Genomic DNA, 22,298 nt, shown 5'->3' with positions numbered 1-22,298 from the left:
GCGCGCTGTCAATTTCCAGACGGCCGCCGGACTGCTGGACAAACCCCTAGACCATTGCCAAGCCGAGTCCGGTCCCCTGCCCTGACGGCTTTGTCGTAAAAAATGGCTCTGTGGCCCGTTGAACAATATGGGGAGGCATGCCTTTCGTCCATTACGGTCACAACAACATAGTCCCCCGGTTTGAGGCGACGGGCTTCTGCGTCTCCGTTGAGATGAATCAGTTTCGTTCTGATTGTAATGGATCCGCCAGGTGAAGAAGCGGCCCGTGCATTGGCAATAACATTCAGCAGCGCCATCTCGAAGTAGTTTGCGTCCAGTTTAACGCTCGGCAATCTGATCTGCAGATTGAGATATAAGGCAATCTGATTTCCAGCAGACATTTCTATCAGTTCCTTGAAGGAACTGATGAGGCTGCTCAAATTGTTTTCGGTGGGATCCAGCCTGTTGCGACGTGCAAAGGAAAGCAGTTGACGCGTAAGCTTTGCTCCGCGCTCAGCAGCCTGCTCGGCAATCATATGCTGTCGGTCGAAGGCCTGATGATCAAGGCGCTTTTCCTTCATCCGCTGCAGACTGTTATTCAGGATCTGCAGCAGGTTATTGAAATCATGCGCAAGTCCGGCCGTAAGCTGTCCTATGGCTTCCATCTTCTGGCCTTGCCGAAGAGCCATTTCGCTTTCTCTGCGTTTTGAAACGTCAAGCTGGCTGGCAAAAAAATAGATGAGCTCGCCTTGATCATCAAAAACAGGCCCCTGAAAGCCGAATCAGAAACGTCCAGTCCATCTGTATAAAACCCAAGCGCTGGCAGAATGAGACGATCCGGTCCTTTTATGCAATAGGGACTGCTTATGACATGCCCTCTGATCCGCATTCTGATCTTCGGATGAAGATGTCCCGCCAGTTCTGCCTTACCTGTGGGAACCGTTTCGGACGGAATATGGTGCAGGATCAGATTGCCTGAATGATACTCATCCAGCCATTCACCTGCGATATCCGGAACTGGATGGATGTCATGATTACCCGTGATCCGCACAATGGACGTCTTTGAGGCTATCGCCCGAAGTACTGCTTTTTCAGTGTCCAGAAGACGCTCTTCGGCTTTGGCACCATGAAAGCTGTCTCCAAGGGCAATCAGAAGCCGGGGTTTATAATCCTCTACGAGGCGCTGTTCTTTCTCCAATGTCGAAACCGTATCTCCAGGTGGAAGCAGGAGACCGCGCATCCGGGCGAAAGTCCCCTTCCCCAGATGCAGGTGCGCCACCACAAGCGTCTGCGTCTCAGGCAGGAAGACGACACCGCCCGCAAGGGTGTCATATCCGTTCGTCCGCGAGTTCGATATCCCAGAATCTCATGGCGTTGCCGCCAGTTCATAAAGCCTGTCCGCTTCCGCCAGAAGATAGCCTTCCCCCTCCCCGCCACGAATCTTTTTACAGCCTCGCTCAAGCATGACGGGTCCTGCAAGCGGCGAGACATGTGCGGGAGGCTGACATGCTCGATATACCCCTGAATACGCTCCAGCATGTCCGACAGGCGCCCCCGATCGATGGCGTTCCAGAACACCCTTCTTTAAACGCGCATATAAAACCTGACCCTGGCAGAAAGCATATGTCTATTGACACGCCTCATACCGAACAACCCGACGCGAAACACTTAACACAGCTCCGAGAAGTGCAAATCCGGTGGCCAGTTCAAGGCAATGCACGGCCCCACCGCTACCTTGAGAAATGCCAAAGACCAAAGCCACCAATGCAGAGCCAAGCGCCCAGCCTATTGTGCGTGCGACAGCCAGCATGCCACTTGCGGCGCCACTACGGGTTGCCGGGCCTGAAGTCATGACCGTCAGATTATTTGGCGTCTGATAAAACCCAAAACCAATACCGCAAAGCGCCATTCGCCAGGCAACATTCCAGAAAGCCGGGTGCGTCGGCATAAAGCTCAGTGTCGCTAATCCGATGGCCAAAATCGACAGGCCTACGCTGCTCAAAACAGAAGCAGGGTACCGGGTGGCCAGTCGGCCAGCAAAAGGTGCAGCAGCCGCAACGAGCAGTGGCCAGGGCGTCACAAGCAAACCTGTCGTAACAGCAGATTGATGCATGACAATCTGGAAAAAAAACGGCAACGCGACATAGGCCAGAATCTGTGCCGCATAGGCGCAGATGGAAGTCAGGATTGAAAGCGAAAACAGCGGAATAGCCAGCAGATCAAGAGGCAGCATAGGCGTTTGCTGTCTTTTCTGCTGTCCATAAAGGAGAATAGTGCAGAGCAAACCCGCCCCGATCTCGATCATGGCCAGTTCGTGTTCCTTCTGCCCAAACGCATCAACGCCTAGAATACCCAGCCCCAGGGCCCCTACGTTCAGCAATGCTCCAACCCAGTCGAACGAGAGCGGGATGCGGGGACTTGCAGGGGCTGCGCGCAGGAAAAGCGCGACAGCCATCAGGCCAATCGGAACATTGATCAGAAACAGCCAGGGCCAGGTTGCAACGGCCAGAACTGCCGCCGCTAGGGTAGGCCCAACCGCGGCTGAAATCGCAACCGCCAGCGCGATAATGGCAAAAGCCTGATGCAGCATGGCTCTGGGGTAGACACTGCGCACAAGAGCACCACTCAACGCCGCCATACACGCTGCCCCGAGCCCCTGAACAACACGGCCCCCGATGAGAACGCCGAGAGAGTTAGAAAGCGCACAGGCGAGAGACGCTGCTGTAAAAAGCATCATTCCGAACCCGTAAACCCGTTTCAGACCCAGTGAATCCGCCAGGGCTGCGGCGGGCAAGAGACTGACGGCAACCGTCAGATGATAGACATTGACGATCCAGACCGTCAGGGTCTCGCTACAGTTAAGGTCGCGTGAGATTGTCGGGAGGGCGATATTGGCAATTGCTCCGTCCAGTCCTCCCAGAACAATACCAAGCACGGCGCAGAGCATGACCAGACGACGCTGCGCATCGGAAACAGAGGAGACGGTCATAAAATATTCCGGTAGCCTAATTCTGATAGAGCGGTCTTATGTACTGCTTGCAAAATATCAATAGTTCGTCTTCTTCGACAACTCGCGTTTCCGGATCACTCATGCCAGTATCATTTTTTATTCCATATTTACGGAGAAACAGCCAAAACAGGCACGATCCACAAGGCTGGTTGAAACGATTTTGGCAGTAGCCAGTTGTGTTTTGGACGAGGAAGAAGCGAAGCGTTTTACGATCGTATGGCGTACAAAGGACCGCTTGGGTATGCGTCTTCTGTCGCGCACCACCCGCAGTATTTCGCCGACCGAGGCCGAAGAGCGGCTTCTGGTCACGCTTGGCCCGATGCTGCGCAATCTAGGCTCAGGACTCATTCCTTGAGGTAGAAGATGAAGCTTGCTGCGATGTGGATTGCGGACATGAATGTGTGAGCGCAGTGGTCGTATCTGGTGGCAATACGCCGCCAGTCTTTAAGCTTTGCAAACATGTTTTCGATCAGGTGGCGCTTTTTATACAGATGCCAGTCGTAAGGTGGCTTTGATTTCCGGTTCTTTTTCGGGGAAATACAGGCAGTAATATTGCGTTCTGCAAGCGATGACCTGATCCGGTTGCTGTCATAGCCTCTGACCGGAAGATCTGCCTAGGGCGTCGCAACGCCCGTGTCATTGGCCAGAACAGGCGTGCCCTTGATAAGGCCCCACTGCTGCGTTCCTAGGGAAACGACCGCACCGGGAGTGTTGAGCGGGGCCGTCACATTTCCGCTGGCGTCCAGTCCTGCAACGCCGTTGACGATCCCGACCTCGCTTTTCGCGACAGCGTTCTGCACGCCCGTCAGCGCTGCATTTAATTGCGTGACCAGGTCACCGAGATTGACACCGCTGATCACGGTCGTCGGATCGATCGCGGCAAAATGCGCAATCCCGTCAGGACCGATCGTCCAGGTTGAGTTTTTCGCCTGTCCCTGAATGCCGCCACCGCGCGTCTGGACGGGAGCCTGGGCATAGGCGGCTCCAAAACACAGGAGAGAGGCGCTTAAAACGCCGATAAAACGCATCTTCATTGTGCCACTCCCAGCGATCCCGCCTGTGAATAGATTTCGTTTGTTCCGGAAACCGGTGTGTAATTGGCAGTGCTGTCCGGCAGTGGCGTCGGCAATGTCAGATTGCCTTCGCCAGACACACCGAGACGCGGCTTTCCGCCAAGGATGAGAGAGCCGTTGGCATCAAGTACGGCCAGCGAAGCACCATTCAGAGACTGGGCAAGCCCTGCCACGCCACCACTCATGGCGACGATCACACCCACAGTCCCACGTCCGAGCCATCCAAGCACCACGTTGACGTAAGCTGCGCCAGCCGCCGTGGCCCATTTCTCGTAATCGGCACTCGTTCCACCGCCATAAGGCGTGCGGATTGCATCAATGATCCGCGCCCGCCAACTCTCAACGGCTTCGATCGGCGCGCCACCAGCAATCCCGTTCTGATCGGACACCACCGAGGAGATCCCGGCAACAGGAGACACGAGCGTACCTGCCGTGTTCGCTGCCAGATTGCCGGATGTGCCCGCCACCGTCGCCTGCACGCAAACCGAAGCGGACGCCCCGGCCGCGATCGTCACAGCCGACGTCACCGCCCACTGGGCAGACCCGTCCATGCCCGCTCGATCGGCTTGGACTGGCCCGAGTAGGGCGTCGTCCAGTGCACCTCGACGCCAAGCTGCGTCATGATGCCCACCGGCTCGTCTTCCTTCACCTTGAAGCGGAACCGGTTTGGAATGCCGCCCGTCTCCGAAGCGACGGCGGAGAAGCTGGGCCTGTCACGCCGGACCATTGAGACGGCCGTGCAGCTGCATGGGCTGATCGTCGATGATGTGCGGAAAACCATCTCGGGAACATGGCTGGCCGGTTCCGGCGCACAGCTCATGACGCTCGGAAAACTGACGCCTGACCAGCAGCGCAAGGTTGCGTTCTTTGTTGTCCAGCATCCGGACGTTCGCAACGTTGGCGAGATCGTCCGGCAGCTTGAAAACCGGCCAAGGCCGCCAGCCCCGGAAAAGCTGGAGAAGTTCCTGTCTTTCTGGCGCAAGTGTGACCCGGATGAGCAGCAGCAGATTGTGGAATATGCCGCAGCACAGATGCCGTCGGTGGCCTGCAATGCGGCCTGGAGCAAGGCATCGGAGTTTGAGCGCAAGACGATCGTCCATGACTTTTCGCCCTATTTTCCGGGATTTGATGGCAAGGAGGCTGCGTGATGGCTGCTACTCATCGCCTGAAAGATCCGGCGATCATGAACCGCCATCAGGCGCTTCTTGAACGTCTGGGCAATCTGCTACGCCGCGAGCGCAGCAATGGCCGCATTTCCCGTCGCGAGTTGTCGCAGCGTGTCGGGCTTTCCTCGACGACGTTGAGTCGGATTTATCCGGCACAGCAGCGGCGGCGTGATGTGTTCCATGCCCTCCAGGCTGTGAACGCGAACGGTCATCGCTGGGACGTGTTCGTGAAGTGGGAAGACGGCACGATCGGACGGCCGGTCATGGTGGGTTTTCAGGATCTGTTTTCCGACATGATCCTGTCCTGGCGGATCGACAAGTCCGAGAATGCCGAGACTGTCCGTCTGGCGTTTGGCGACATGGTCGAGACCTATGGTATTCCCAAGATGTGTTACCTCGATAACGGCCGGAACTTTGCGTCCAAGTGGATGAACGCAGGGATCAAACCGCAAAGCTCTGCGCTTTGATCGGACTTGCGGTCTCCGCCCTGTTTCGTCTCGGGATGCAGCTTCTCGTAAACGGTCTTGCGCTGCGCAAGAAACGTCGCGCGATCCAGAGGCGTCAGCTCACGACGGATCAGGTTCTCGTCAATCTCAAGAAGCTGCGCTTCCGTCTCTGAGACCTTTTTGACAGACGCAATCGCGATCTCTTTTCCGGCTTCCTTCAGGGCCGCGATACGATGACCACCGGCAATCAGGGAATACCTGTCACTGCGTCCGATCTTGCGCACCCAGACCGGCGTATCCTGCCCACGCTCCGCAATAGAAGCCGCCAGGAACTCGACTCATGCCGGGTCTACCGTCCGCAGACGATCACCGACCTCGATCTGTGACAGCGGGATCTCAATGACGTTCATGCCGCCACTCCGTTTCTACGAAGATCAGCAGAGGATTCCTCAATAGAAATCCGATTGGCACGAACGGAGACGGGCGTGCCGTCATACAGAAACCACTCAGGCCATACATCATGCGGCAACATGTTCATGTCTTTTGCGATCAGGCGCTGGATCGGCAGGAAATATCCCTGCTGGCGGATAGCGTTCGAAACGGCATGAACCGTTTTCCCGATCTTCTTTGCGTAAGCGCTCAGGCTGCCGTATTTCATACGGAAGTGCGCCACGATCTCCTCGGGGTGCATTCCTTTTGGCTTTCGTGCCATGATAACTCTCCTCGACCGGGGCGGTGCCAGCCGCCCCTTTTCTTGACCCCCATCACCGGGAACTTTCGCGGTCCCGTTTGCTCGATAGGATTGACGGTGAGAATACACTTTTCGGGATGCTCGACAACCGAAAACGGTAAGTTCGGAGTTTGTAAAAACCACTTTTTTGTGGATAACCGATCACAACCTTTGAAAAACTCACAGAAATCAGTCTGCTATCTTCCGTTTTTCGGTATTTCGCAGTTAGCGTTATGAACCCCGAAGCCAAAAAACGGGCTGAACGGCTCAAACAATCCATTAAAGCGGCTGGTGGGAATGAATTGGTCGCTGCCCGTGCGGGCATGGGAACAACAACGATCAGTGGTTATCAGAACGGCAAAGAATGGAAGCTGACGAACATCGAAAAGCTGGCTGAAGCCTGCGGTGTATCGCCTGCCTGGCTTTTGTTCGGCGATGAAGGGCAAAGCCCCGCTGTTTCCGAAAAAAAGTCGCCTGCATCACCAGAAAAAGCAGACGAAAAAACAAAATTAATATCCGGGTATGACGTGGAATTATCAGCGGGTTTCGGGTTTACAGCAAATCCTCACATAGAAGTGGTGTCATTCTCTATAAGCTCGGATGTTCTTCCTACTGAATTACTAAAGCCATACAGGAAGCTTATTGCGGTTCGTGCTCGTGGAGGCAGCATGGAGCCATATATTTGCTCTGGAGATATTATCGTCCTCGACCTGAACGATCGTTCTATCTTCACGGGTGGCGTTTACGGTTTGCGTGTCGGCGATCAGCTCCTGGTGAAACGCCTGTCCGTCCGGGCCAACGGCAACCTAACGGTCGCCAGCGACAATCCCCGCTATCCTCCAGATGAAATCAGCGCTGCAGAAATGCGCCAGATGACCGAAGACGGCGGCTCGCCAATAACAATCATCGGCAGAGTAGTCTGGAGAATGGGAATGGGCCTGTCATGATCAGAAGAACACGGATCGCGGTAACGGCTCCCCTGTTTTTGGCTCTAGGACTTTTAACGATCTGGGGTGACAATACCTTCGCAAAGGCAGCTGAAGGTTCTGGTCCTAAGAGAGGAGAAAGCTTCCATTTGCCTGATACCAGCAATATTTTACCCAAAAATCTGGCAAGTGAGGCAGTAGAATACCTCTCTCCATGTCTTAATAGAGGAGACTACTCTCTTAAAGATTGCATGGACTTTCAGGATCAGTTTGTAAGAGAATATATCAATGCGTATTCTGGAGATTATTTAGCAATCTCCAATGTCTCCACTATGTTTTCTGAGCCTTTAGCAGGCGCTGTACGGGTCAATAACACACAGAGTTGTGCGTGGAGACTTGTTCTCATGCGCTCTGGTTCGCCCTACCTGAGTGATCTAGACAGAGACATCACGAAAAACAGATGTGAAACCGTAGGCGGCACAAGGGATCAGGCTGCTGTCACCCGCGCAAACGAGATCGAGAAAGTCGTGCGATCCCATCGCGTCCATCCCATTGCCGTCCCACAAATCAGTTATGACCCAAAGCGCGACAAAGACGAGCAGACGGCTGACGAGTAGGAATGTTTTAAGCCGGTTTAAAACGCTTCTTAAACGGCACTAATCCACGAAGCCTAAATGCCGGTTCCGGTTCCAAACTGTTTGTCTCTATCGCCTGAACTGGATCACCGAAGGCAAATCGCTTCAAACGGCCTCTTTCTGGGCGACCGTCACATCGCGCCCGGGAAATCGCCGTTTTAGATCCCGTGAGATCCCGCAACGTCCCGGACAATCCCACTTCCTAGTTCTCCCATACTGACTGTCCTCCCTCAGGGAAAAACGGCCTGATCCGTTCCATTCAATAAATTAATAGGTCCTGAGCCTAGGTATGCTCTGAGGAAGTTTGGGAAGGCTATATATGCGTTGGTATTTCGATACTGTAGGTCGGGATAAAAGCTCCTAGCGCCCGTGGACAAAGCTGATCCAAAGGAAGGCTGAGGCGATAGAGACGAAGCCGAGGTAGGACTGGGCGGTCTTGTCGTATCGGGTGACGACACACCGCCAGTTCTTGAGCCTGTTGAACATATGCTCGATACGGTTTCTCCGCTTGTAGGCATGACAATCGTGGCTGGCGGGGTTTCGCCTCCCGCGTTTGGCCGGGATCACCGGACGGGCACCGGCGTAGGCGATGTCGGCCCGGATCTGATCGGCGTCGTAGCCACGATCCGCCAGAAGCCTGTCGAGACGACCGCCGATGGCTTGGAACAATGGCCCAAAGCCCTGCTGATCGTGAACTTGTCCGGGCGTCAGGACGAAGGCGAGCGGGAGGCCGCGTGCGTCGCAGCGGGCATGGAGTTTGGTTATGAACCTTCCCCGTGATCGGCCAAGCGCCTCGGCCGGGCCAGCACTTTTTTATGCCCGCGGCGCAGTGATGGGCCCGCACGACCGTGCTGTCGATCATATCGGCCGAGCGATCGTGGCCAACCAGTTCCGCCAGTGTCTCCAGCAGGGCATCGAACACGCCCTGCTCGACCCAGTGGCGGTAACGGCGAAACACGCTGTTTCACTTGCCATAGCAGGGCGGAAGATGCCGCCACTGCGCCCCCGTGCAGACCATTCACATCATGCCATCGAAGAACCGACGGTTATCTCCAGCAGGACGGCAACCGCGCCCCGTCTCAGACGGCAGAAGAGGACCGATCAGCGCCCATTCCGCATCCGTCGCCCCGATCGTCTCGTCCAAAGCCATCTCCAAATGGCAGCGTTGAATCAATCTCGTGCAGCCCCGTCAAGCTTTGTTCACGAGCGCTAGGGTGCTTCTGCGATAGCGCCACGCCATGGACGCAACCAGTCCAAGCCTTCGGATGTCGAAGCTCGGGGATTGTATTCGCATCCAATCCAGCCACGATAGCCAAGACGGTCCAGCAGAGCGAAGAGATAGGGGTAATTGACCTCTCCCTCATCCGGCTCGTGCCGCTCCGGGACGCTGGCCGCCTGAATGTGACCGATTGATCCAAACAGGGTTTCCAGTCGAACCGCGAGGTCACCCTGCATAATCTGCGCGTGATAAAGGTCAAACTGGATTCTGACGTTATCCGCCCTGACCAGATCGCAAACCGCTTTCGTCTCTTCCTGATAATTCAGGAAATAACCGGGCATGTTGCGCGTGTTAATGGCCTCCAGAACGATGGTCAGTCCGATGGATTGCGCCTGGGAAGCTGCATATTCGATATTCCGCAAATAGGTCTCCATCTGCTTCTCATGCGACATCTCGGTGTCGCGCAAACCGGCCATGACATGCAGGCAGCTGCTTCCGAGAGCCTGGGAATATTCCAGTGCCGTCCCGATCGTACGGCGGAACTCCTCCTCACGACCGGGGAGCGCCGCCAGTCCACGCTCACCTCGATCCCAGTCTCCTGGTGGAGCGTTGAACAGTGCGACATGCAGATCGTTTCCCCTGACCCGTGCGCACAACTCCTGCCTGTCGAAAGCGTAAGGGAACAGGAATTCGACTCCCCTGAAGCCGTCACGCGCAGCAGCATCGAAACGTTCGAGGAATTCAAGCTCCGGGTAGTTCATGGTCAGGTTTGCGGCAAAAGCAGGCATGGCGAGAGACTTCCCTTGCAATGAATTACGAGACGAAAGGCCACAGGAGGCAGGTGGCCAGAAACCCCAGGACACCGAGCGTGGTTGTCAGAACGGTCCAGGTACGCAGCCCATCGGCAACGTCGATCCCGGACAGCTTCGTGAATATCCAGAACCCTGCGTCGTTGACGTGGGAAACCGATAGCCCCCCGCCCCCCATGGCAAGCGCGAGTAGGGCAAGCTGGTTGGGGTTGGCATGCATCTCCGAGATCATAGGGCCGAGAATCCCTGCGGTCGTCACAAGCGCCACCGTCGTCGATCCCTGCACTGCGCGCAGGATCATGCTCAGGATAAAAGCCAGGGCGAGCGCAGGCAGTCCGGTCGTACGGAGTATGTCAGAGATGACGTGTCCGATGCCGCTTTCCACCAAGATGTTCCCGAACACGCCGCCACAGCCTGCGATCAGGATCACCAGGGCCACACCGGGCACCGCAGACCCGATGACCGTTGAGACCTGCTCAAAGCTCCATCCCCGTCGCAGTCCGAGCGTGTAGCCGGCCAAGAGGGTATCGAGCAGGAGCGCCGTTACCGGCGAGCCGACAAGGTGGACAGCTCCGGCATAGGAAGAGGCGGCCGGCAGAAAGATCGACAGCATGGTGCCAAGCATGATGAGGATGATCGGGAGCAGGATCAGCCCGACAATCAGCCAGAATCCGGGCGGTTCGGCTGAAGGCAACGCATGGACGGATGCTTCTGGCAGGGCATTGAACGTTCCATCCTTACATCCACTGACCGCGGCTTGGATGTCTGGCGCATATGTGAACTCGCAGCGTGTCATGCGCTGTGCAATCAGAGCCCCGGCCCCACAGACTATAAGGGTAATCGGCACTCCGAACGCCAGAATGCGCCCCATATTTGCACTGATCTGTGCCGCGGCAGCGGCCGGACCGGGATGCGGCGGCAGGAACGAATGCACCGTCAGCATGGCCGCACACATCGGGAGTGCGAAAATCATGAGAGAACGCCGGGTTACGTTCGACACACCGTAGAGCAACGGCATGACCATAATCACGCCGACCTCGAAAAAGACCGGAATGCCGATCAGGAACCCTGCAAGCGTCAGGGCAAACGGGACGCGCCGGTCTCCAAAACGTGCGATAAGATCGCGCGCGAGAACCTGGGCGCCCCCTGAAATCTCCACGATCTTTCCGATCATCGCCCCGAGGGCGATGATGATAGCGATATGGCCCAGCGTCTTGCCCATTCCCGCCTCGATCGCAGGAACGATCTTGGCGGCAGGCATTCCGGCGAAAAGCGCGACAAACATGCTGACGATAAGGAGCGTCAGGATCGGATGAAGCTTGAAACGGATGATCAGCACCAGCATCAGCACGATGCCTGCAATGGCGCTGGCCAGAAGAACCATCGGGGTCATCAGGACTTCTCCTGCTTTCGAAAAGGCCAAATCAGTCCCACTTCACCCCGAACACAGCCGCGATATCTGCCAGTGCGGCATCATCCAGCAGTGCGGGACGGGGTGTGGTCATCAGCCACAAGCGGGCCGTCTCTTCGAGTTCGGCAAGCGCATCACTTGCACTCGTCACACTGCGGCCCCAAACGACCGGCCCGAGACGATCCAGCATGACTCCGTTGACCGAGGAGGCCAGTTCGGCCACGCGAACTGCCGCTTTCGGCGATCCCGGACGTTCATAGGGGATCAGCGGAACACGCCCGATCTTCATGACCTGATACGGTGTGATCGGGGGCAGGATAGCATTCTCGGCATGCACACCCGCCAGCGTCAGCGCGACGAGATGGGTGGAATGCGTATGGATGATGCCGTTGCAATCCGGTCTCTGCTCATAGATCCTGCGATGCAGGGTGACCGTTTTGGACGGACGCGGACCGGAAACCCAGTTTCCTTCAAAATCGGCCTTGGCGATCCCCTCGGGTGTGAGGCGCCCCAGACAGACATCTGTGGGCGTGATTAGCCAGCCGTCAGAGAGACGCGCGCTGATGTTTCCCGCGCTTCCGCTCGTATGCCCGCGCGCGTACAGATCCCTTCCGATCGCGCAAATTTCTTCACGGCATGCTCTTTCATCCGTCATGACCGACCTCCCGACAATGCCAGCAGCGCTTTTTCAAAGAAGTCGGCCTCACCAAAATTGCCTGATTTCAGGGCAAGTGCGAGCGGCACGCTGCCCGTTGATACGGTTGCAGGAACGCCCGGCGCAATCGGCGCGCCAATACGCAGTCCCTTGACGTCAAGTGCCTGGACAACGGCGCCTGACGTTTCTCCGCCGGCAACGACAAAACGCCTGACACCCCAGTTTTTCAAAAACTGCGCGATACGGCCCAGAGCGTGCTCGACCATTTCTCCCGCCTTCTGGACTCCTATCGCAACCTGCACCTGTCTGAGTTCATCGGCCGGGATGGTTGCGTAGATGAGAACGGTCTGATCAGCGTGAGCGTCGAAAAAGGCAACCGCCTCTTCCACAACCGGTTCACCGGCAGCCAGCTTCATGACATCAATCCGGTAAGCTGGCCGCTCAGCTTCGATCCAACGTGCCACCTGAAGATTCGTCCGCAGGGAACCGCTGCCAGCAAGAACGACATCCTTTCCAGCCACGGCGGGCAGAACTGCGGCATCCGCAGCGGAAAGTTCGGTGCTCGCTCTGAAATTGTCGGGCAGCCCCAAGGCAATTCCCGAACCGCCCGTGATCAGGACATGATCGCGGCAGGCCTGTCCGATCACTGTCAGATCAGCTTCGGAAATTGCATCAACAATAAGAAGAGTGGCTCCGTCGGCCTTCGCCTTCCCGATTCCTGCCCTGATCTGCTCCGCCCCCTTGAGGACCGTCGAAAGGTCAATCAGCCCGACAGTCCCTTTGGACTGGGCCTGAAGCACGCGTACGAGATTGGCGTCCTTCATCGGTGTCAGCGGGTGGTGCTGCATCCCGCTTTCATTGAGCAGCGTATGACCGACGAAGAGATGACCATTATAAACCGTGCGCCCATTGGCCGGAAAAGAGGGCGCAGCAATCGTCACCTCCTGTCCCAGAGCCTTGGCCAGCGCCTCCGCAACGGGACCGATGTTGCCCTTTTCGGTGGAATCGAAGGTGGAGCAGTATTTGAAAACGATCTGTTGGCAGCCGGCAGACCGCAGGGAATCCAGAGCGGTCAGTGACTGCGCCACCGCCTTTTCGGCTGCAATGGTGCGCGACTTGAGGGCGACGACAATGGCTTCAGCATCGGCGATCATCGGATCATCCGCATCAGGAATGCCGATGGTCTGCACCGTTTTCATGCCTGCACGGACCAGCGTGCTGGCAATGTCGGTCGCGCCCGTGAAATCATCGGCGATACAGCCGATAAGAGCACCGGCTCTGGTCATGCTCCCTCTCCCTTGTCGGAAAACGGAAGCGTAATCCCCGGGAAAATCTTGATGACTGCCGAGTCATCTTCCCGACCATGCCCTGCGGCGGACGCGTTCAGGAACATCTGGTGGGCCGTTGCCGCCAGAGGAAGGGGAAATTTCGTCCGACGGGCCGTATCAAGCGCCAAGCCAAGGTCCTTGACGAAAATATCCACCGCTGACAGCGGCGTGTAATCTCCCGCAAGAATATGGGGCACCCGGTTTTCGAACATCCAGGAATTGCCAGCGCTGTTGGTGATGACTTCGAACAGGGTCGCCGGATCGGCACCTTCCCGCAGTCCCAGAGCCATGGCTTCGGCAGCTGCGGCGATATGAATGCCGGCCAGATGCTGGTTGACGATTTTCACACGGGTGCCGACACCCACTTTGGCTCCGAGCCGATAGACCTTCCCGGCCACGGCGGGCAGAACCGTTTCCGCACGGGCATAGGCTTCTTCGGGGCCGGAGGTCATCAGCGTCATCTCGCCGGAAGCAGCCTTGGCGGCGCCCCCGGACATCGGCGCATCAAGCAGCCAGATGTCGCGCTTCCTCAGGCGCGTCTCCAGGCTCTCGATGAAGGCTGGCGCCACAGTCGCGCAGGAAATGAGCAGAGAACCAGGTTTCAGCGTGTTCACGGCCCCCTGTTCGCCAAAGAGGACCTGCTCTGTCTGCTCCGCATTCACGACCTGAATGATCAGGATGTCACAGGACGCTGCGAGAGCAGCAGGTGACGTGTAGGCCCTGCCGCCTTCAGTTTCGAACGCTGTCAGAGCCTCTGCACGCACATCATAGGCGCCGACCGGAAAGCCTTCACGCAACAACGATTTCGCAACACCAAAACCCATCGCTCCGAGGCCGATCACACCGATCTGACCTGTCTGATCCTTACCCTGCATCGTCGCCCCCATCTGAAGTGCTAAAGTTTTCTTTGCACCTGCTGCACAAGGCAGAGATGATTAAAAGGAAATAATTCACATATTTTATGATAGGTATAATGCATAAATTGTTATGTTTCATGTTACTCATGTTATGTTGAGCCCATGCAAAAGAAGCAGCTGTTACCCCCTTCGTGGTTCGTCGATATCCGGCTGAAGTTCAGGCATCTCCAGCTATTGCAGGCTTTTTCACGCCACAACACGCTCCAGAGCGCGGCTGAAAGTCTCAATCTGGCGCAGCCCGCCGCGTCGCGGCTGCTGGGGGATCTCGAAGATGTGATTGGTATCCCACTCTTCCAGCGGGAAGGACGCCGTCTTGTCATCAACGCCTATGGCAGTGTGCTGACCCGGCATGCCAATAATCTGCTCGATGAACTTGACCGCACACGGGACGAGTTCAATGCGCTTCTTTCGGGTGGGGCGGGCACCGTATCAATCGGTGCCATCGACGGGCCCGTGGTCGATCTCCTGACAACGGCTGTCCTCAACATTCAGCGTGATAACCCGGATATATCGCTCGAAATCCGTACCGGATCGAGTGTTGGGCTTTTTCATGACCTGATGAATGGCGACATCGACATCATGATCGGCCGGGCACCGGAAGATGCGCGGAGCATGGCGTGTCATTATACCCCGATCGGAGAGGAACCCATGGTCATCGCAGCGCGTCAGGAGCACCCTCTCTTCAGGAAGACAGCCCCGGTCCGACTGGAGGATATGGCGCCTTTTCCGTGGGTCCTGCAACGGAAAGGGGGAAAGTCGCGCAGCAAACTCGAAAGCATCTTCCAAGACAGGAATCTGCCTCTTCCGAAAGACATCATCGGAAGCGACTCCCTGCTGATGACTCTCGCCTATCTGGAAAAAACGGACGCGCTGACAGTTCTCTCGGCCGCAGTGGCCAATCAGCAGGCCAAATACAGGCAGATCCAGATCGTCTCGTCCGATGTGAATATCGCGATCAGTTCATATGGAATTCTGATGCTCAAATCCCGCAATCAGTCGCGCCCTACCATGAAGGTTCTCGACGAACTGAAGAAAACGCTGCGACCGGTACAGAAGACCGAGCGTCTGTCTGGACGCCCGGCTCGCATCTGAAGTCACCTCAATTCGTATTCATTGTAGTCCATGAGCCCCATGCCGCCATTGATGACTTCGAATGTGCCTTTTGCGAGGACATCAGCATCGCCCTGACTCATGTGTTTTTCGGAGAATGCGACAGCCCCTTTCTCGCGTGTCATCAGCCGTCCTCCCGTGAGAAACACGCGTACACTTAGCCCCGACTGCGTATAGTCACCCGTGCTCTGCCCTGGCTCCAGATGAACATGCCACCCCCGCACGACCGGCTTGTCGAGGATCATCCTGAAAGCCTGGGTGTTCGCACGGTCGGCGGGCCCGAAATGCCCGATACCCTTGCGTTTGATTTCGAATGTGACCTGTGCATTCACCGTATCGCCCGTATTGATGACCTGATCGACGTCCGATTTCTGACTATAGGGCAGGTAACGGACCTCACCGGACTTCATAGTACCATCCCTGGACGGCTCGGAGAGGGAGTCCTTGTGTATGGTCGTCCCGACAATCGGCGTGTTCACATAATCAGCCGCCCCCGTCACAAAGCTCCCGCGCCAATTCCTCCGCTTGAACTGCCGATGTCGTTGCCCGCAGAGAGCATGAATTTGAGACTGCAGGCCGTTCTCCTTGAGGCCGCATACGCGTTTGCTTAGGACCCCAAGGCAGGACCGGCCCTGAACCAGCAGGTCACGGAAGTCATCTCCCCTCGGATGAGGATCAGAACATATTTTTATGGACGTCTGCGTCTCATGAAGATGCAGCGGGAGATGAATTTTCTGACAAACGCCCTGACTGATCCTGATCATGCTGTTTTTGGAAGTTTTTGCTCACTGGCGCAAAAATCTCTTCCTGAGCTGAATTCATGCCTGATTGCTGCGATGGCCAGACGAAAAACGGGAGCGCAATCCGCACCCGCTGCAAGACACGCTCAGGATGCATATGTTTGTATCCGAAATGGAAAAGCGGGTGCGCCTGAGACAAGTACCTGTCGAACTAGATTTATGCTTTTGAAACATCATTTCCACTCCGTTGGACATATTCTGGGAGCGATGAATATTCTGTCCTCAGCTGTCGAAGATCCATCAACGGGAGCAAGAGCCGACTGGCCAGAGACTGAGGAAGATCTGGGTTATCGCGATATTCGGGCCGGATACACGATCCTGAACCATACAGACTGGGACTACCTGACCACAGGCACCATTGCTCTGACGTTAGCATTGCAAAACGAACTCACCGTCAAGCAACAAACGAAACCATCCCCTGAACCTATCTTACGCCTACACGAACTCGTTCTCATCAAAAGCGATATCAAAGCTGCCCACCTTCAGCGAGGACACTGTTTTATGCCTGAGTATCGAAAAAAATCGCGTCCCGTCAGTCCTTTGACGGGTATTGCGTTTGAGCCAGAACCTCTTTTTCGTCCGGATGTTCCGAAAGGTTTCGATACTTCGACTTGGATCACCACCTCTGCTTTCTCTTGTCAGGCCTCCCCGTCCTATCGTGAAAATAATCTTTTCCCAACATCGCTGGCCGCCATGGGACAGTACAAGACAGAGGCCATTGATCATGATGCAGAGGAGGGGGCCACCTGCGTAATCACTTTTTCCGAAGTGCCAGAGGTCTTTCTTGATATCTTCAGGAAATATATCCCTCCCAATCAAAAGTAAGGCAGTCTCAAAAAGGATACTGGAGCGCGCCTGATCAGCAACGTTCAGACCTCACGAGCAACAATCCCCTGTTATTGGCGATCTTAGAATCACAGTTGCAAATATTAATTAAAATTATTTAATATTTTTAGCGGCAACGAATTTTTTTCTCTTATACTGACGAGTGATGAATGAAGCACCGTTGTCGGAGCTTCATCATGTCCTCGCAATTTTCTTCAGAGTCATCGCGCAAAAAGCCTGAGCAGGATCGTGAGCCCTCAGTCGCCCTGATTATTCTTGTCCGTTTTTTAGCCCGCGAAGCGGCCCGACAATGCTACGAACATCAGGCTGGTCGTTCCCTGACCAAGATCACATCACCCAAAAAAAGAAAAGCCCACCATGAAAGTTGCTCTTTATGCGCGTTACTCCTCGGACAATCAGCGGGATGCGTCCATTGAAGATCAACTCCGGGCATGCCGCGGTTATGCTGACACACAGGGCTGGGCGATCGTTGATAGCTATTCTGACCGGGCAATTTCCGGAGCGTCATTGATCCGCCCGGGGATCCAGGAGCTCATTACGGATGCCAATGCGGGTCGCTTCCAGATTCTCCTGACCGAAGCCATGGATCGCCTGTCACGAGATCAGGAAGACATCGCCGGTCTGTTCAAACGCATGAGCTTTGCAGGGATAAAGATCGTCACGCTCTCAGAAGGCGAGATCAATCACCTGCACATTGGCCTGACCGGCACGATGAATGCGCTCTACCTCAGGGAACTGGGCAACAAGACCCGCCGCGGTCTGCGCGGCCGCGTCGAACAGGGCAAATCCGGTGGTGGCCTGTGCTACAGCTATGACGTTGTCAAACAGCGCGACGGTCATGGCGAGGCGATCTGCGGCGAACGCAGTATCAACGACGATCAGGCCCAGATCGTCCGTCGGATCTTTCGGGACTATGCCGACGGCAAATCCCCCAAATCCATTGCTCTTTCTCTGAATGCCGAAGGCCATCGCGGCCCCCTGTCCGGAGCCTGGAGTCCGTCAACAATCAATGGCAACCGGGAACGCGGTACAGGCATCCTGAACAACGAACTCTATATCGGCCGGCTGATCTGGAACCGCCTGCGCTACATCAAGGATCCGAGCACCGGGAAACGCGTCTCCCGCCTCAACCCTGAATCGGAATGGGTTCTTCAGGACGGGCCTGACCTCCGGATTATCGAGCAGGATCTCTGGGATGCGGTCAAAGACCGCCAGAGCAAAACGACCTGGTCCCAGAAATTCCTCGGTAGCGGCGTTCATCCCCTCAACGCCCTGCAACGTCCGACCCATCTTCTGACAGGCCTCATCAAATGCGGTTGTTGTGGCGGTGGGTTTTCGATGATCTCGAAACATCACCTCGGCTGCTCGACCGCCCGGAACAAGGGCACCTGCGAGAACCGCCTGACGATCCGCCGGGATGTTCTGGAGAAATCCGTTCTCAACGGTCTGCGAACCCAGATGATGGATCCTGCGCTCTTCAAAGAATTCTGCAACGAGTTCACACACGAGATAAACCGTCTGCGGATGGAAAAAGGGGCCGATCTGATTGCTCTAAAATCCGAACTTCCCAAAATCGAGCGCGAACTCGACAAAGCGGTGCAGGCAATCCTCGACGGCTTTGCCAGCCCTGCTCTCAAGAGACGCATGGAAGAACTCGAAGCCCGCAAGGCCGAGATAGAGGAACGACTAGCGAAAGCCCCTTCCCCGCCGTCTCTGCTGCATCCCAACATGGCGGAGCTGTATCGCCAGAAGATCGCGTCTCTTCACGCCAGCCTGCAAAACGAGGCCACCGGGACGCAAGCCAGAGAAGCGATCCGGTCCCTGATCACACGAATCCGCCTCATTCCAGAGAATGGGGAACTCGGGATTTTTCTTGAGGGGGACCTGGCGGCAATGCTGGGCTTTGCGTTGAACAAAAAGAACGCCGCAGTCCATCCGGACCACGGCGTTCTAGAGAAGTTCTTAGTGCAGGGTTCAATGGTTGCGGGGGCAGGATTTGAACCTGCGGCCTTCAGGTTATGAGCCTGACGAGCTACCGGGCTGCTCCACCCCGCGGTGGTGTTTGATGATGTTGGTGTATGGGAGGGGTGGACTGGGGGACCTGGCGGCGACCGACTTTTCCGCACCTTGAGGTGCAGTATCATGGGCGCTGAGGGGTTTCACGGCCGAGTTCGGGATGGGATCGGGTGGAGGGCCCTCGCAATGGCCACCAGGTCTTCCAGCCCACCCTGTCTTTGGGAGGGAGGAAGGAGGTTGGTTTTGAGTGTGACTGATTTCTGTGCATGTATTGTATGTGAGAGGTATGAGCGATTAGGACCGGTTAGCTGCATGCATTGCTGCACTTTCACACCCGGCCTATCGACGTGATGGTCTCTCACGGCTCTATGAGACCTTGTTTTGAGGTAGGTTTCCCGCTTAGATGCTTTCAGCGGTTATCCTGTCCAGACTTAGCTACCCGGCTGTGCCACTGGCGTGACAACCGGTGCACCAGAGGTCTGTTCATCCCGGTCCTCTCGTACTAGGGACAAATCCTCTCAAGTCTCTTACACCCACGGCAGATAGGGACCGAACTGTCTCACGACGTTCTAAACCCAGCTCACGTACCACTTTAATCGGCGAACAGCCGAACCCTTGGGACCTGCTCCAGCCCCAGGATGTGATGAGCCGACATCGAGGTGCCAAACCTCCCCGTCGATGTGGACTCTTGGGGGAGATCAGCCTGTTATCCCTAGAGTACCTTTTATCCGTTGAGCGATGGCCCGTCCACGTGGGACCACCGGATCACTATGGCCGACTTTCGTCTCTGATCGAGCTGTCACTCTCACAGTCAGGCGGGCTTATGCCATTGCACTCGACAGCCGGTTTCCGACCGGCCTGAGCCCACCATCGCGCGCCTCCGTTACACTTTGGGAGGCGACCGCCCCAGTCAAACTGCCCACCATGCAGGGTCCCGGACCAGGCTTACTGGTCTCGGTTAGACATCAGAAAAATTCAGGGTCGTATTTCAAGGGTGGCTCCACCGGTGCTGGCGCCCCGGCTTCAAAGCCTCCGACCTATCCTACACAGAATGTCTCTGATGCCACTGCAAAGCTGCAGTAAAGGTTCATAGGGTCTTTCCGTCTGACCGCGGGTACCCCGCATCTTCACGGGGAATTCAATTTCGCTGAGCCGATGCTGGAGACAGTGGGGAAGTCGTTACGCCATTCGTGCAGGTCGGAACTTACCCGACAAGGAATTTCGCTACCTTAGGACCGTTATAGTTACGGCCGCCGTTTACCGGGGCTTCGATTCAACGCTTGCACATCTCCTCTTAACCTTCCGGCACCGGGCAGGCGTCAGGCCCTATACGTCATCTCACGATTTCGCAGAGCCCTGTGTTTTTACTAAACAGTCGCTACCCCCTGGTCTGTGCCACCCAACCATGGTTGCCCACGATTGGGTCTCGTTTATCCCGAAGTTACACGAGCAATTTGCCTAGTTCCTTCAGCATCGTTCTCTCAAGCGCCTTGGTATTCTCTACCAGTCCACCTGTGTCGGTTTCGGGTACGGTCTATACGCCAGAGCTGTTTCCTGGAATGATCGAAAAGCCTGTTCAATCCGTTAAGGACAGACAACATCTTTCATTCGTCACTTCTGGCAGGCCCAGTAATATTCAACTGGTTCCCATCGACTACGGCTCTCGCCCTCGCCTTAGGGGCCGGCTCACCCTGCGGGGATTAACCTTGCGCAGGAACCCTTGGACTTTCGGCGACAGTGTTTCTCGCACTGTTTGTCGCTACTCATGTCAGCATTCGCACTTCCGATATCTCCAGAGAGGGTCACCCCGTCTCCTTCGCAGACTTACGGAACGCTCCGCTACCGCGCATACAAAGTATGCACCCACAGCTTCGGCACGTGGCTTGAGCCCCGTTACATTTTCGGCGCAGGGTTTCTAATAGACCAGTGAGCTATTACGCTTTCTTTAAAGGATGGCTGCTTCTAAGCCAACCTCCTGGTTGTTTTGGAATCCCCACATCCTTTCCCACTTAGCCACGATTTAGGGGCCTTAGCTGGTGGTCTGGGCTGTTTCCCTCTCGACAATGGACCTTAGCACCCACTGTCTGTCTGCCGGGCTATACTCCTGGGTATTCGGAGTTTGGTTAGGTTTGGTAAGGCTTTGGGCCCCCCTAGCCCATCCAGTGCTCTACCCCCCAGGGTAAACACCCGACGATCTACCTCAATAGATTTCGCGGAGAACCAGCTATCTCCGAGTTTGATTGGCCTTTCACCCCTAGCCACAGCTCATCCCCGACTTTTTCAACAGGCGTGGGTTCGGCCCTCCAGTGCGTGTTACCGCACCTTCAGCCTGGCCATGGCTAGATCACTCGGTTTCGGGTCTTCTGCCAGCAACTCAGTCGCCCTATTCAGACTCGCTTTCGCTACGCCTACACCTAACGGCTTAAGCTCGCTGCAAACAGAAACTCGCTGACCCATTATACAAAAGGTACGCCGTCACCCCATAAGAGGCTCCGACTGCTTGTAGGCGTCCGGTTTCAGGTCTCTTTCACTCCCCTTATCGGGGTGCTTTTCACCTTTCCCTCACGGTACTTGTTCGCTATCGGTCACTGAGGAGTATTTAGGCTTGGAGGGTGGTCCCCCCATGTTCAGACAGGGTTTCACGTGCCCCGCCCTACTCGAATCCTCATCAAGACACTACGCATACGGGGCTATCACCCATTCTTGCCGGACTTTCCAGACCGTTCTGCTTCTTCTCAATGAGGCATTGGCCTGCTCCGCGTTCGCTCGCCACTACTAGCGGAATCTCTGTTGATGTCTTTTCCTCCAGGTACTGAGATGTTTCAGTTCCCCGGGTTCGCCTCATGCACCTATGTATTCAGTACATGATCCTCTTGCGAGGGGGTTGCCCCATTCGGACATCCACGGATCAAAGCCTGTTCGCGGCTCCCCATGGCTTTTCGCAGCGTACCACGTCCTTCATCGCCTCTCAGTGCCAAGGCATCCACCGAACGCCCTTCTCTTTCTCACACTACAGAGCCGCAGAACGGCTCCCATCCCATCGGGATGAACACATGCACAGAAACCAGCCACACCCTCAGAAAAGGATGCTGCCAGATCCTGGCTTGCGCACAGTGTCAGACACACTTTTCAAACGCCGTCTGAATGCTTCTTCCCTCTCCTCAGCGTCGCCTTCAGAGCCAGAGCTCCAAACGCAACGGGTCAGACCAACCCGGAGACGGC

24 protein-coding genes, 1 tRNA gene, 2 rRNA genes and 1 pseudogene are annotated in these 22,298 nt (G+C 56.0%); 9 read left to right on the top strand and 19 right to left on the bottom strand.

The window, feature by feature from the left end; translation table 11 throughout:
* Positions 1 to 8: 8 nt before the first annotated feature.
* The 7 genes from GMO_RS03980 to GMO_RS14520 form a co-directional block, all read right to left on the bottom strand.
* Positions 9 to 644 (bottom strand): hybrid sensor histidine kinase/response regulator, encoded by a 636-nt coding sequence (locus tag GMO_RS03980; protein WP_008850996.1) that lies wholly within the window; start codon positions 642 to 644, stop codon positions 9 to 11.
* Positions 632 to 1,258: a metallophosphoesterase family protein gene (locus tag GMO_RS03975; RefSeq protein WP_245528421.1), complete on the bottom strand. Its 627-nt coding sequence runs from the start codon at positions 1,256 to 1,258 to the stop codon at positions 632 to 634. Before GMO_RS03975 ends, GMO_RS03980 begins: the two co-directional genes overlap by 13 nt.
* A gap of 348 nt (positions 1,259 to 1,606) precedes the next feature.
* Complete coding sequence (locus tag GMO_RS03970; RefSeq protein ID WP_008850994.1) at positions 1,607 to 2,968, bottom strand: MFS transporter; 1,362 nt, start codon at positions 2,966 to 2,968, stop codon at positions 1,607 to 1,609.
* Between the two features lie 365 nt (positions 2,969 to 3,333).
* A complete protein-coding gene (locus GMO_RS13745) occupies positions 3,334 to 3,528 on the bottom strand; it encodes a hypothetical protein (RefSeq protein WP_408734792.1) in 195 nt (64 codons plus the stop codon).
* Positions 3,529 to 3,603: 75 nt separating this feature from the next.
* A complete protein-coding gene (locus tag GMO_RS03965) occupies positions 3,604 to 4,023 on the bottom strand; it encodes a hypothetical protein (RefSeq protein WP_008850991.1) in 420 nt (139 codons plus the stop codon).
* On the bottom strand, positions 4,020 to 4,613 hold the full coding sequence (locus tag GMO_RS03960) for a baseplate J/gp47 family protein (protein ID WP_008850990.1): 594 nt from the start codon (positions 4,611 to 4,613) through the stop codon (positions 4,020 to 4,022). Before GMO_RS03960 ends, GMO_RS03965 begins: the two co-directional genes overlap by 4 nt.
* A complete protein-coding gene (locus tag GMO_RS14520) occupies positions 4,586 to 4,789 on the bottom strand; it encodes a transposase domain-containing protein (protein WP_245528436.1) in 204 nt (67 codons plus the stop codon). The genes GMO_RS03960 and GMO_RS14520 overlap by 28 nt, the downstream gene beginning before the upstream one ends.
* Between GMO_RS14520 and GMO_RS03955 the strand changes: the two genes are divergently transcribed.
* From GMO_RS03955 to GMO_RS14620, 3 genes are read left to right on the top strand one after another with little or no spacing between them, the layout of a single operon-like run.
* Positions 4,734 to 5,210, top strand: a complete 477-nt coding sequence (locus GMO_RS03955) for a hypothetical protein (RefSeq protein WP_008850989.1) — start codon at positions 4,734 to 4,736, stop codon at positions 5,208 to 5,210. The two genes, GMO_RS14520 and GMO_RS03955, sit on opposite strands and share 56 nt — an antisense overlap.
* Positions 5,210 to 5,695, top strand: a complete 486-nt coding sequence (locus tag GMO_RS03950) for a transposase domain-containing protein (RefSeq protein WP_040507433.1) — start codon at positions 5,210 to 5,212, stop codon at positions 5,693 to 5,695. Before GMO_RS03955 ends, GMO_RS03950 begins: the two co-directional genes overlap by 1 nt.
* On the top strand, positions 5,692 to 5,847 hold the full coding sequence (locus tag GMO_RS14620) for a hypothetical protein (RefSeq protein WP_245528420.1): 156 nt from the start codon (positions 5,692 to 5,694) through the stop codon (positions 5,845 to 5,847). Before GMO_RS03950 ends, GMO_RS14620 begins: the two co-directional genes overlap by 4 nt.
* Positions 5,848 to 5,865: 18 nt before the next feature.
* Here the strand turns inward: GMO_RS14620 and GMO_RS14950 are convergent.
* Positions 5,866 to 5,958: pseudogene (locus GMO_RS14950) on the bottom strand (hypothetical protein); the annotation flags it as partial.
* A 122-nt stretch (positions 5,959 to 6,080) separates the two neighbouring features.
* Entirely contained in the window at positions 6,081 to 6,386 is a 306-nt protein-coding gene (locus GMO_RS03945) for a helix-turn-helix domain-containing protein (protein ID WP_245528419.1), read from the bottom strand.
* 251 nt (positions 6,387 to 6,637) lie between these two features.
* Between GMO_RS03945 and GMO_RS13730 the strand changes: the two genes are divergently transcribed.
* On the top strand, positions 6,638 to 7,351 hold the full coding sequence (locus tag GMO_RS13730; RefSeq protein ID WP_008850985.1) for an XRE family transcriptional regulator: 714 nt from the start codon (positions 6,638 to 6,640) through the stop codon (positions 7,349 to 7,351).
* On the top strand, positions 7,348 to 7,947 hold the full coding sequence (locus tag GMO_RS14110) for a hypothetical protein (RefSeq protein WP_139064351.1): 600 nt from the start codon (positions 7,348 to 7,350) through the stop codon (positions 7,945 to 7,947). The genes GMO_RS13730 and GMO_RS14110 overlap by 4 nt, the downstream gene beginning before the upstream one ends.
* 378 nt (positions 7,948 to 8,325) lie before the next feature.
* On the opposite strand, the gene GMO_RS14945 is transcribed toward GMO_RS14110, so the two are convergent.
* Positions 8,326 to 8,730, bottom strand: coding sequence for an IS5 family transposase (locus tag GMO_RS14945; RefSeq protein ID WP_083813609.1), 405 nt, complete (start codon positions 8,728 to 8,730; stop codon positions 8,326 to 8,328).
* Between GMO_RS14945 and GMO_RS14510 the strand changes: the two genes are divergently transcribed.
* Positions 8,729 to 9,178: a hypothetical protein gene (locus tag GMO_RS14510; RefSeq protein ID WP_217491381.1), complete on the top strand. Its 450-nt coding sequence runs from the start codon at positions 8,729 to 8,731 to the stop codon at positions 9,176 to 9,178. The genes GMO_RS14945 and GMO_RS14510 overlap by 2 nt on opposite strands.
* Here GMO_RS14510 and otnI read toward each other — a convergent pair.
* Genes otnI through ltnD form a run of 5 tightly spaced genes read right to left on the bottom strand, consistent with a single transcriptional unit; the run spans position 9,175 to position 14,262 of the window.
* Positions 9,175 to 9,972, bottom strand: a complete 798-nt coding sequence (otnI, locus tag GMO_RS03920; protein ID WP_008850980.1) for a 2-oxo-tetronate isomerase — start codon at positions 9,970 to 9,972, stop codon at positions 9,175 to 9,177. The genes GMO_RS14510 and otnI overlap by 4 nt on opposite strands.
* A 25-nt stretch (positions 9,973 to 9,997) precedes the next feature.
* A complete protein-coding gene (locus tag GMO_RS03915) occupies positions 9,998 to 11,386 on the bottom strand; it encodes a GntT/GntP/DsdX family permease (protein WP_040507431.1) in 1,389 nt (462 codons plus the stop codon).
* Positions 11,387 to 11,417: 31 nt separating this feature from the next.
* Positions 11,418 to 12,059, bottom strand: a complete 642-nt coding sequence (otnC, locus tag GMO_RS03910) for a 3-oxo-tetronate 4-phosphate decarboxylase (RefSeq protein ID WP_008850978.1) — start codon at positions 12,057 to 12,059, stop codon at positions 11,418 to 11,420.
* Positions 12,056 to 13,345, bottom strand: a complete 1,290-nt coding sequence (otnK, locus tag GMO_RS03905) for a 3-oxo-tetronate kinase (protein WP_008850977.1) — start codon at positions 13,343 to 13,345, stop codon at positions 12,056 to 12,058. The genes otnC and otnK overlap by 4 nt, the downstream gene beginning before the upstream one ends.
* Entirely contained in the window at positions 13,342 to 14,262 is a 921-nt protein-coding gene (gene ltnD, locus GMO_RS03900; protein ID WP_040507835.1) for an L-threonate dehydrogenase, read from the bottom strand. Before ltnD ends, otnK begins: the two co-directional genes overlap by 4 nt.
* Before the next feature lie 144 nt (positions 14,263 to 14,406).
* On the opposite strand from ltnD, the gene GMO_RS03895 reads away from it, so the two are divergent.
* Positions 14,407 to 15,396: a LysR family transcriptional regulator gene (locus GMO_RS03895; protein WP_083813589.1), complete on the top strand. Its 990-nt coding sequence runs from the start codon at positions 14,407 to 14,409 to the stop codon at positions 15,394 to 15,396.
* 2 nt (positions 15,397 to 15,398) lie between these two features.
* On the opposite strand, the gene GMO_RS13510 is transcribed toward GMO_RS03895, so the two are convergent.
* Positions 15,399 to 15,914, bottom strand: a complete 516-nt coding sequence (locus tag GMO_RS13510; RefSeq protein WP_139064350.1) for a hypothetical protein — start codon at positions 15,912 to 15,914, stop codon at positions 15,399 to 15,401.
* A gap of 207 nt (positions 15,915 to 16,121) precedes the next feature.
* Between GMO_RS13510 and GMO_RS03885 the strand changes: the two genes are divergently transcribed.
* Both GMO_RS03885 and GMO_RS13725 read left to right on the top strand, forming a co-directional pair.
* Positions 16,122 to 17,039: a hypothetical protein gene (locus GMO_RS03885; RefSeq protein ID WP_139064349.1), complete on the top strand. Its 918-nt coding sequence runs from the start codon at positions 16,122 to 16,124 to the stop codon at positions 17,037 to 17,039.
* A 378-nt stretch (positions 17,040 to 17,417) separates the two neighbouring features.
* On the top strand, positions 17,418 to 19,082 hold the full coding sequence (locus GMO_RS13725) for a recombinase family protein (RefSeq protein WP_008850972.1): 1,665 nt from the start codon (positions 17,418 to 17,420) through the stop codon (positions 19,080 to 19,082).
* Here GMO_RS13725 and GMO_RS03865 read toward each other — a convergent pair.
* From GMO_RS03865 to GMO_RS03855, 3 genes are all read right to left on the bottom strand, one after another.
* A tRNA-Met gene (locus GMO_RS03865) sits at positions 19,039 to 19,115 on the bottom strand. The genes GMO_RS13725 and GMO_RS03865 overlap by 44 nt on opposite strands.
* A gap of 44 nt (positions 19,116 to 19,159) precedes the next feature.
* Positions 19,160 to 19,274: ribosomal RNA gene (gene rrf / locus GMO_RS03860) — 5S ribosomal RNA — on the bottom strand.
* A gap of 76 nt (positions 19,275 to 19,350) precedes the next feature.
* Positions 19,351 to 22,086 (bottom strand): 23S ribosomal RNA (locus tag GMO_RS03855).
* Between the last annotated feature and the right edge of the window lie 212 nt (positions 22,087 to 22,298).

This window comes from Gluconobacter morbifer G707, assembly GCF_000234355.1.
Classification (GTDB): Bacteria; Pseudomonadota; Alphaproteobacteria; order Acetobacterales; family Acetobacteraceae; genus Gluconobacter; species Gluconobacter morbifer.
The sequence above is the reverse complement of the archived record's forward strand: the minus strand, read 5'-3'. Positions and strand labels throughout refer to the sequence as shown.

What these genes read in the sequence shown, in the direction of transcription:
- GMO_RS03980 (WP_008850996.1), bottom strand. Translation starts at nt 644, where the DNA reads ATGGAAGCCATAGGACAGCTTACGGCCGGACTTGCGCATGATTTCAAT.
- GMO_RS03970 (WP_008850994.1), bottom strand. Translation starts at nt 2,968, where the DNA reads ATGACCGTCTCCTCTGTTTCCGATGCGCAGCGTCGTCTGGTCATGCTC.
- GMO_RS03965 (WP_008850991.1), bottom strand. Translation starts at nt 4,023, where the DNA reads ATGAAGATGCGTTTTATCGGCGTTTTAAGCGCCTCTCTCCTGTGTTTT.
- GMO_RS03960 (WP_008850990.1), bottom strand. Translation starts at nt 4,613, where the DNA reads ATGGACGGGTCTGCCCAGTGGGCGGTGACGTCGGCTGTGACGATCGCG.
- GMO_RS03955 (WP_008850989.1), top strand. Translation starts at nt 4,734, where the DNA reads ATGCCGCCCGTCTCCGAAGCGACGGCGGAGAAGCTGGGCCTGTCACGC.
- GMO_RS14520 (WP_245528436.1), bottom strand. Translation starts at nt 4,789, where the DNA reads ATGGTCCGGCGTGACAGGCCCAGCTTCTCCGCCGTCGCTTCGGAGACG.
- GMO_RS03950 (WP_040507433.1), top strand. Translation starts at nt 5,210, where the DNA reads ATGGCTGCTACTCATCGCCTGAAAGATCCGGCGATCATGAACCGCCAT.
- GMO_RS03945 (WP_245528419.1), bottom strand. Translation starts at nt 6,386, where the DNA reads ATGGCACGAAAGCCAAAAGGAATGCACCCCGAGGAGATCGTGGCGCAC.
- GMO_RS13730 (WP_008850985.1), top strand. Translation starts at nt 6,638, where the DNA reads ATGAACCCCGAAGCCAAAAAACGGGCTGAACGGCTCAAACAATCCATT.
- GMO_RS14110 (WP_139064351.1), top strand. Translation starts at nt 7,348, where the DNA reads ATGATCAGAAGAACACGGATCGCGGTAACGGCTCCCCTGTTTTTGGCT.
- GMO_RS14510 (WP_217491381.1), top strand. Translation starts at nt 8,729, where the DNA reads ATGAACCTTCCCCGTGATCGGCCAAGCGCCTCGGCCGGGCCAGCACTT.
- otnI (WP_008850980.1), bottom strand. Translation starts at nt 9,972, where the DNA reads ATGCCTGCTTTTGCCGCAAACCTGACCATGAACTACCCGGAGCTTGAA.
- GMO_RS03915 (WP_040507431.1), bottom strand. Translation starts at nt 11,386, where the DNA reads ATGACCCCGATGGTTCTTCTGGCCAGCGCCATTGCAGGCATCGTGCTG.
- otnC (WP_008850978.1), bottom strand. Translation starts at nt 12,059, where the DNA reads ATGACGGATGAAAGAGCATGCCGTGAAGAAATTTGCGCGATCGGAAGG.
- otnK (WP_008850977.1), bottom strand. Translation starts at nt 13,345, where the DNA reads ATGACCAGAGCCGGTGCTCTTATCGGCTGTATCGCCGATGATTTCACG.
- ltnD (WP_040507835.1), bottom strand. Translation starts at nt 14,262, where the DNA reads ATGCAGGGTAAGGATCAGACAGGTCAGATCGGTGTGATCGGCCTCGGA.
- GMO_RS03895 (WP_083813589.1), top strand. Translation starts at nt 14,407, where the DNA reads ATGCAAAAGAAGCAGCTGTTACCCCCTTCGTGGTTCGTCGATATCCGG.
- GMO_RS03885 (WP_139064349.1), top strand. Translation starts at nt 16,122, where the DNA reads ATGAAGATGCAGCGGGAGATGAATTTTCTGACAAACGCCCTGACTGAT.
- GMO_RS13725 (WP_008850972.1), top strand. Translation starts at nt 17,418, where the DNA reads ATGAAAGTTGCTCTTTATGCGCGTTACTCCTCGGACAATCAGCGGGAT.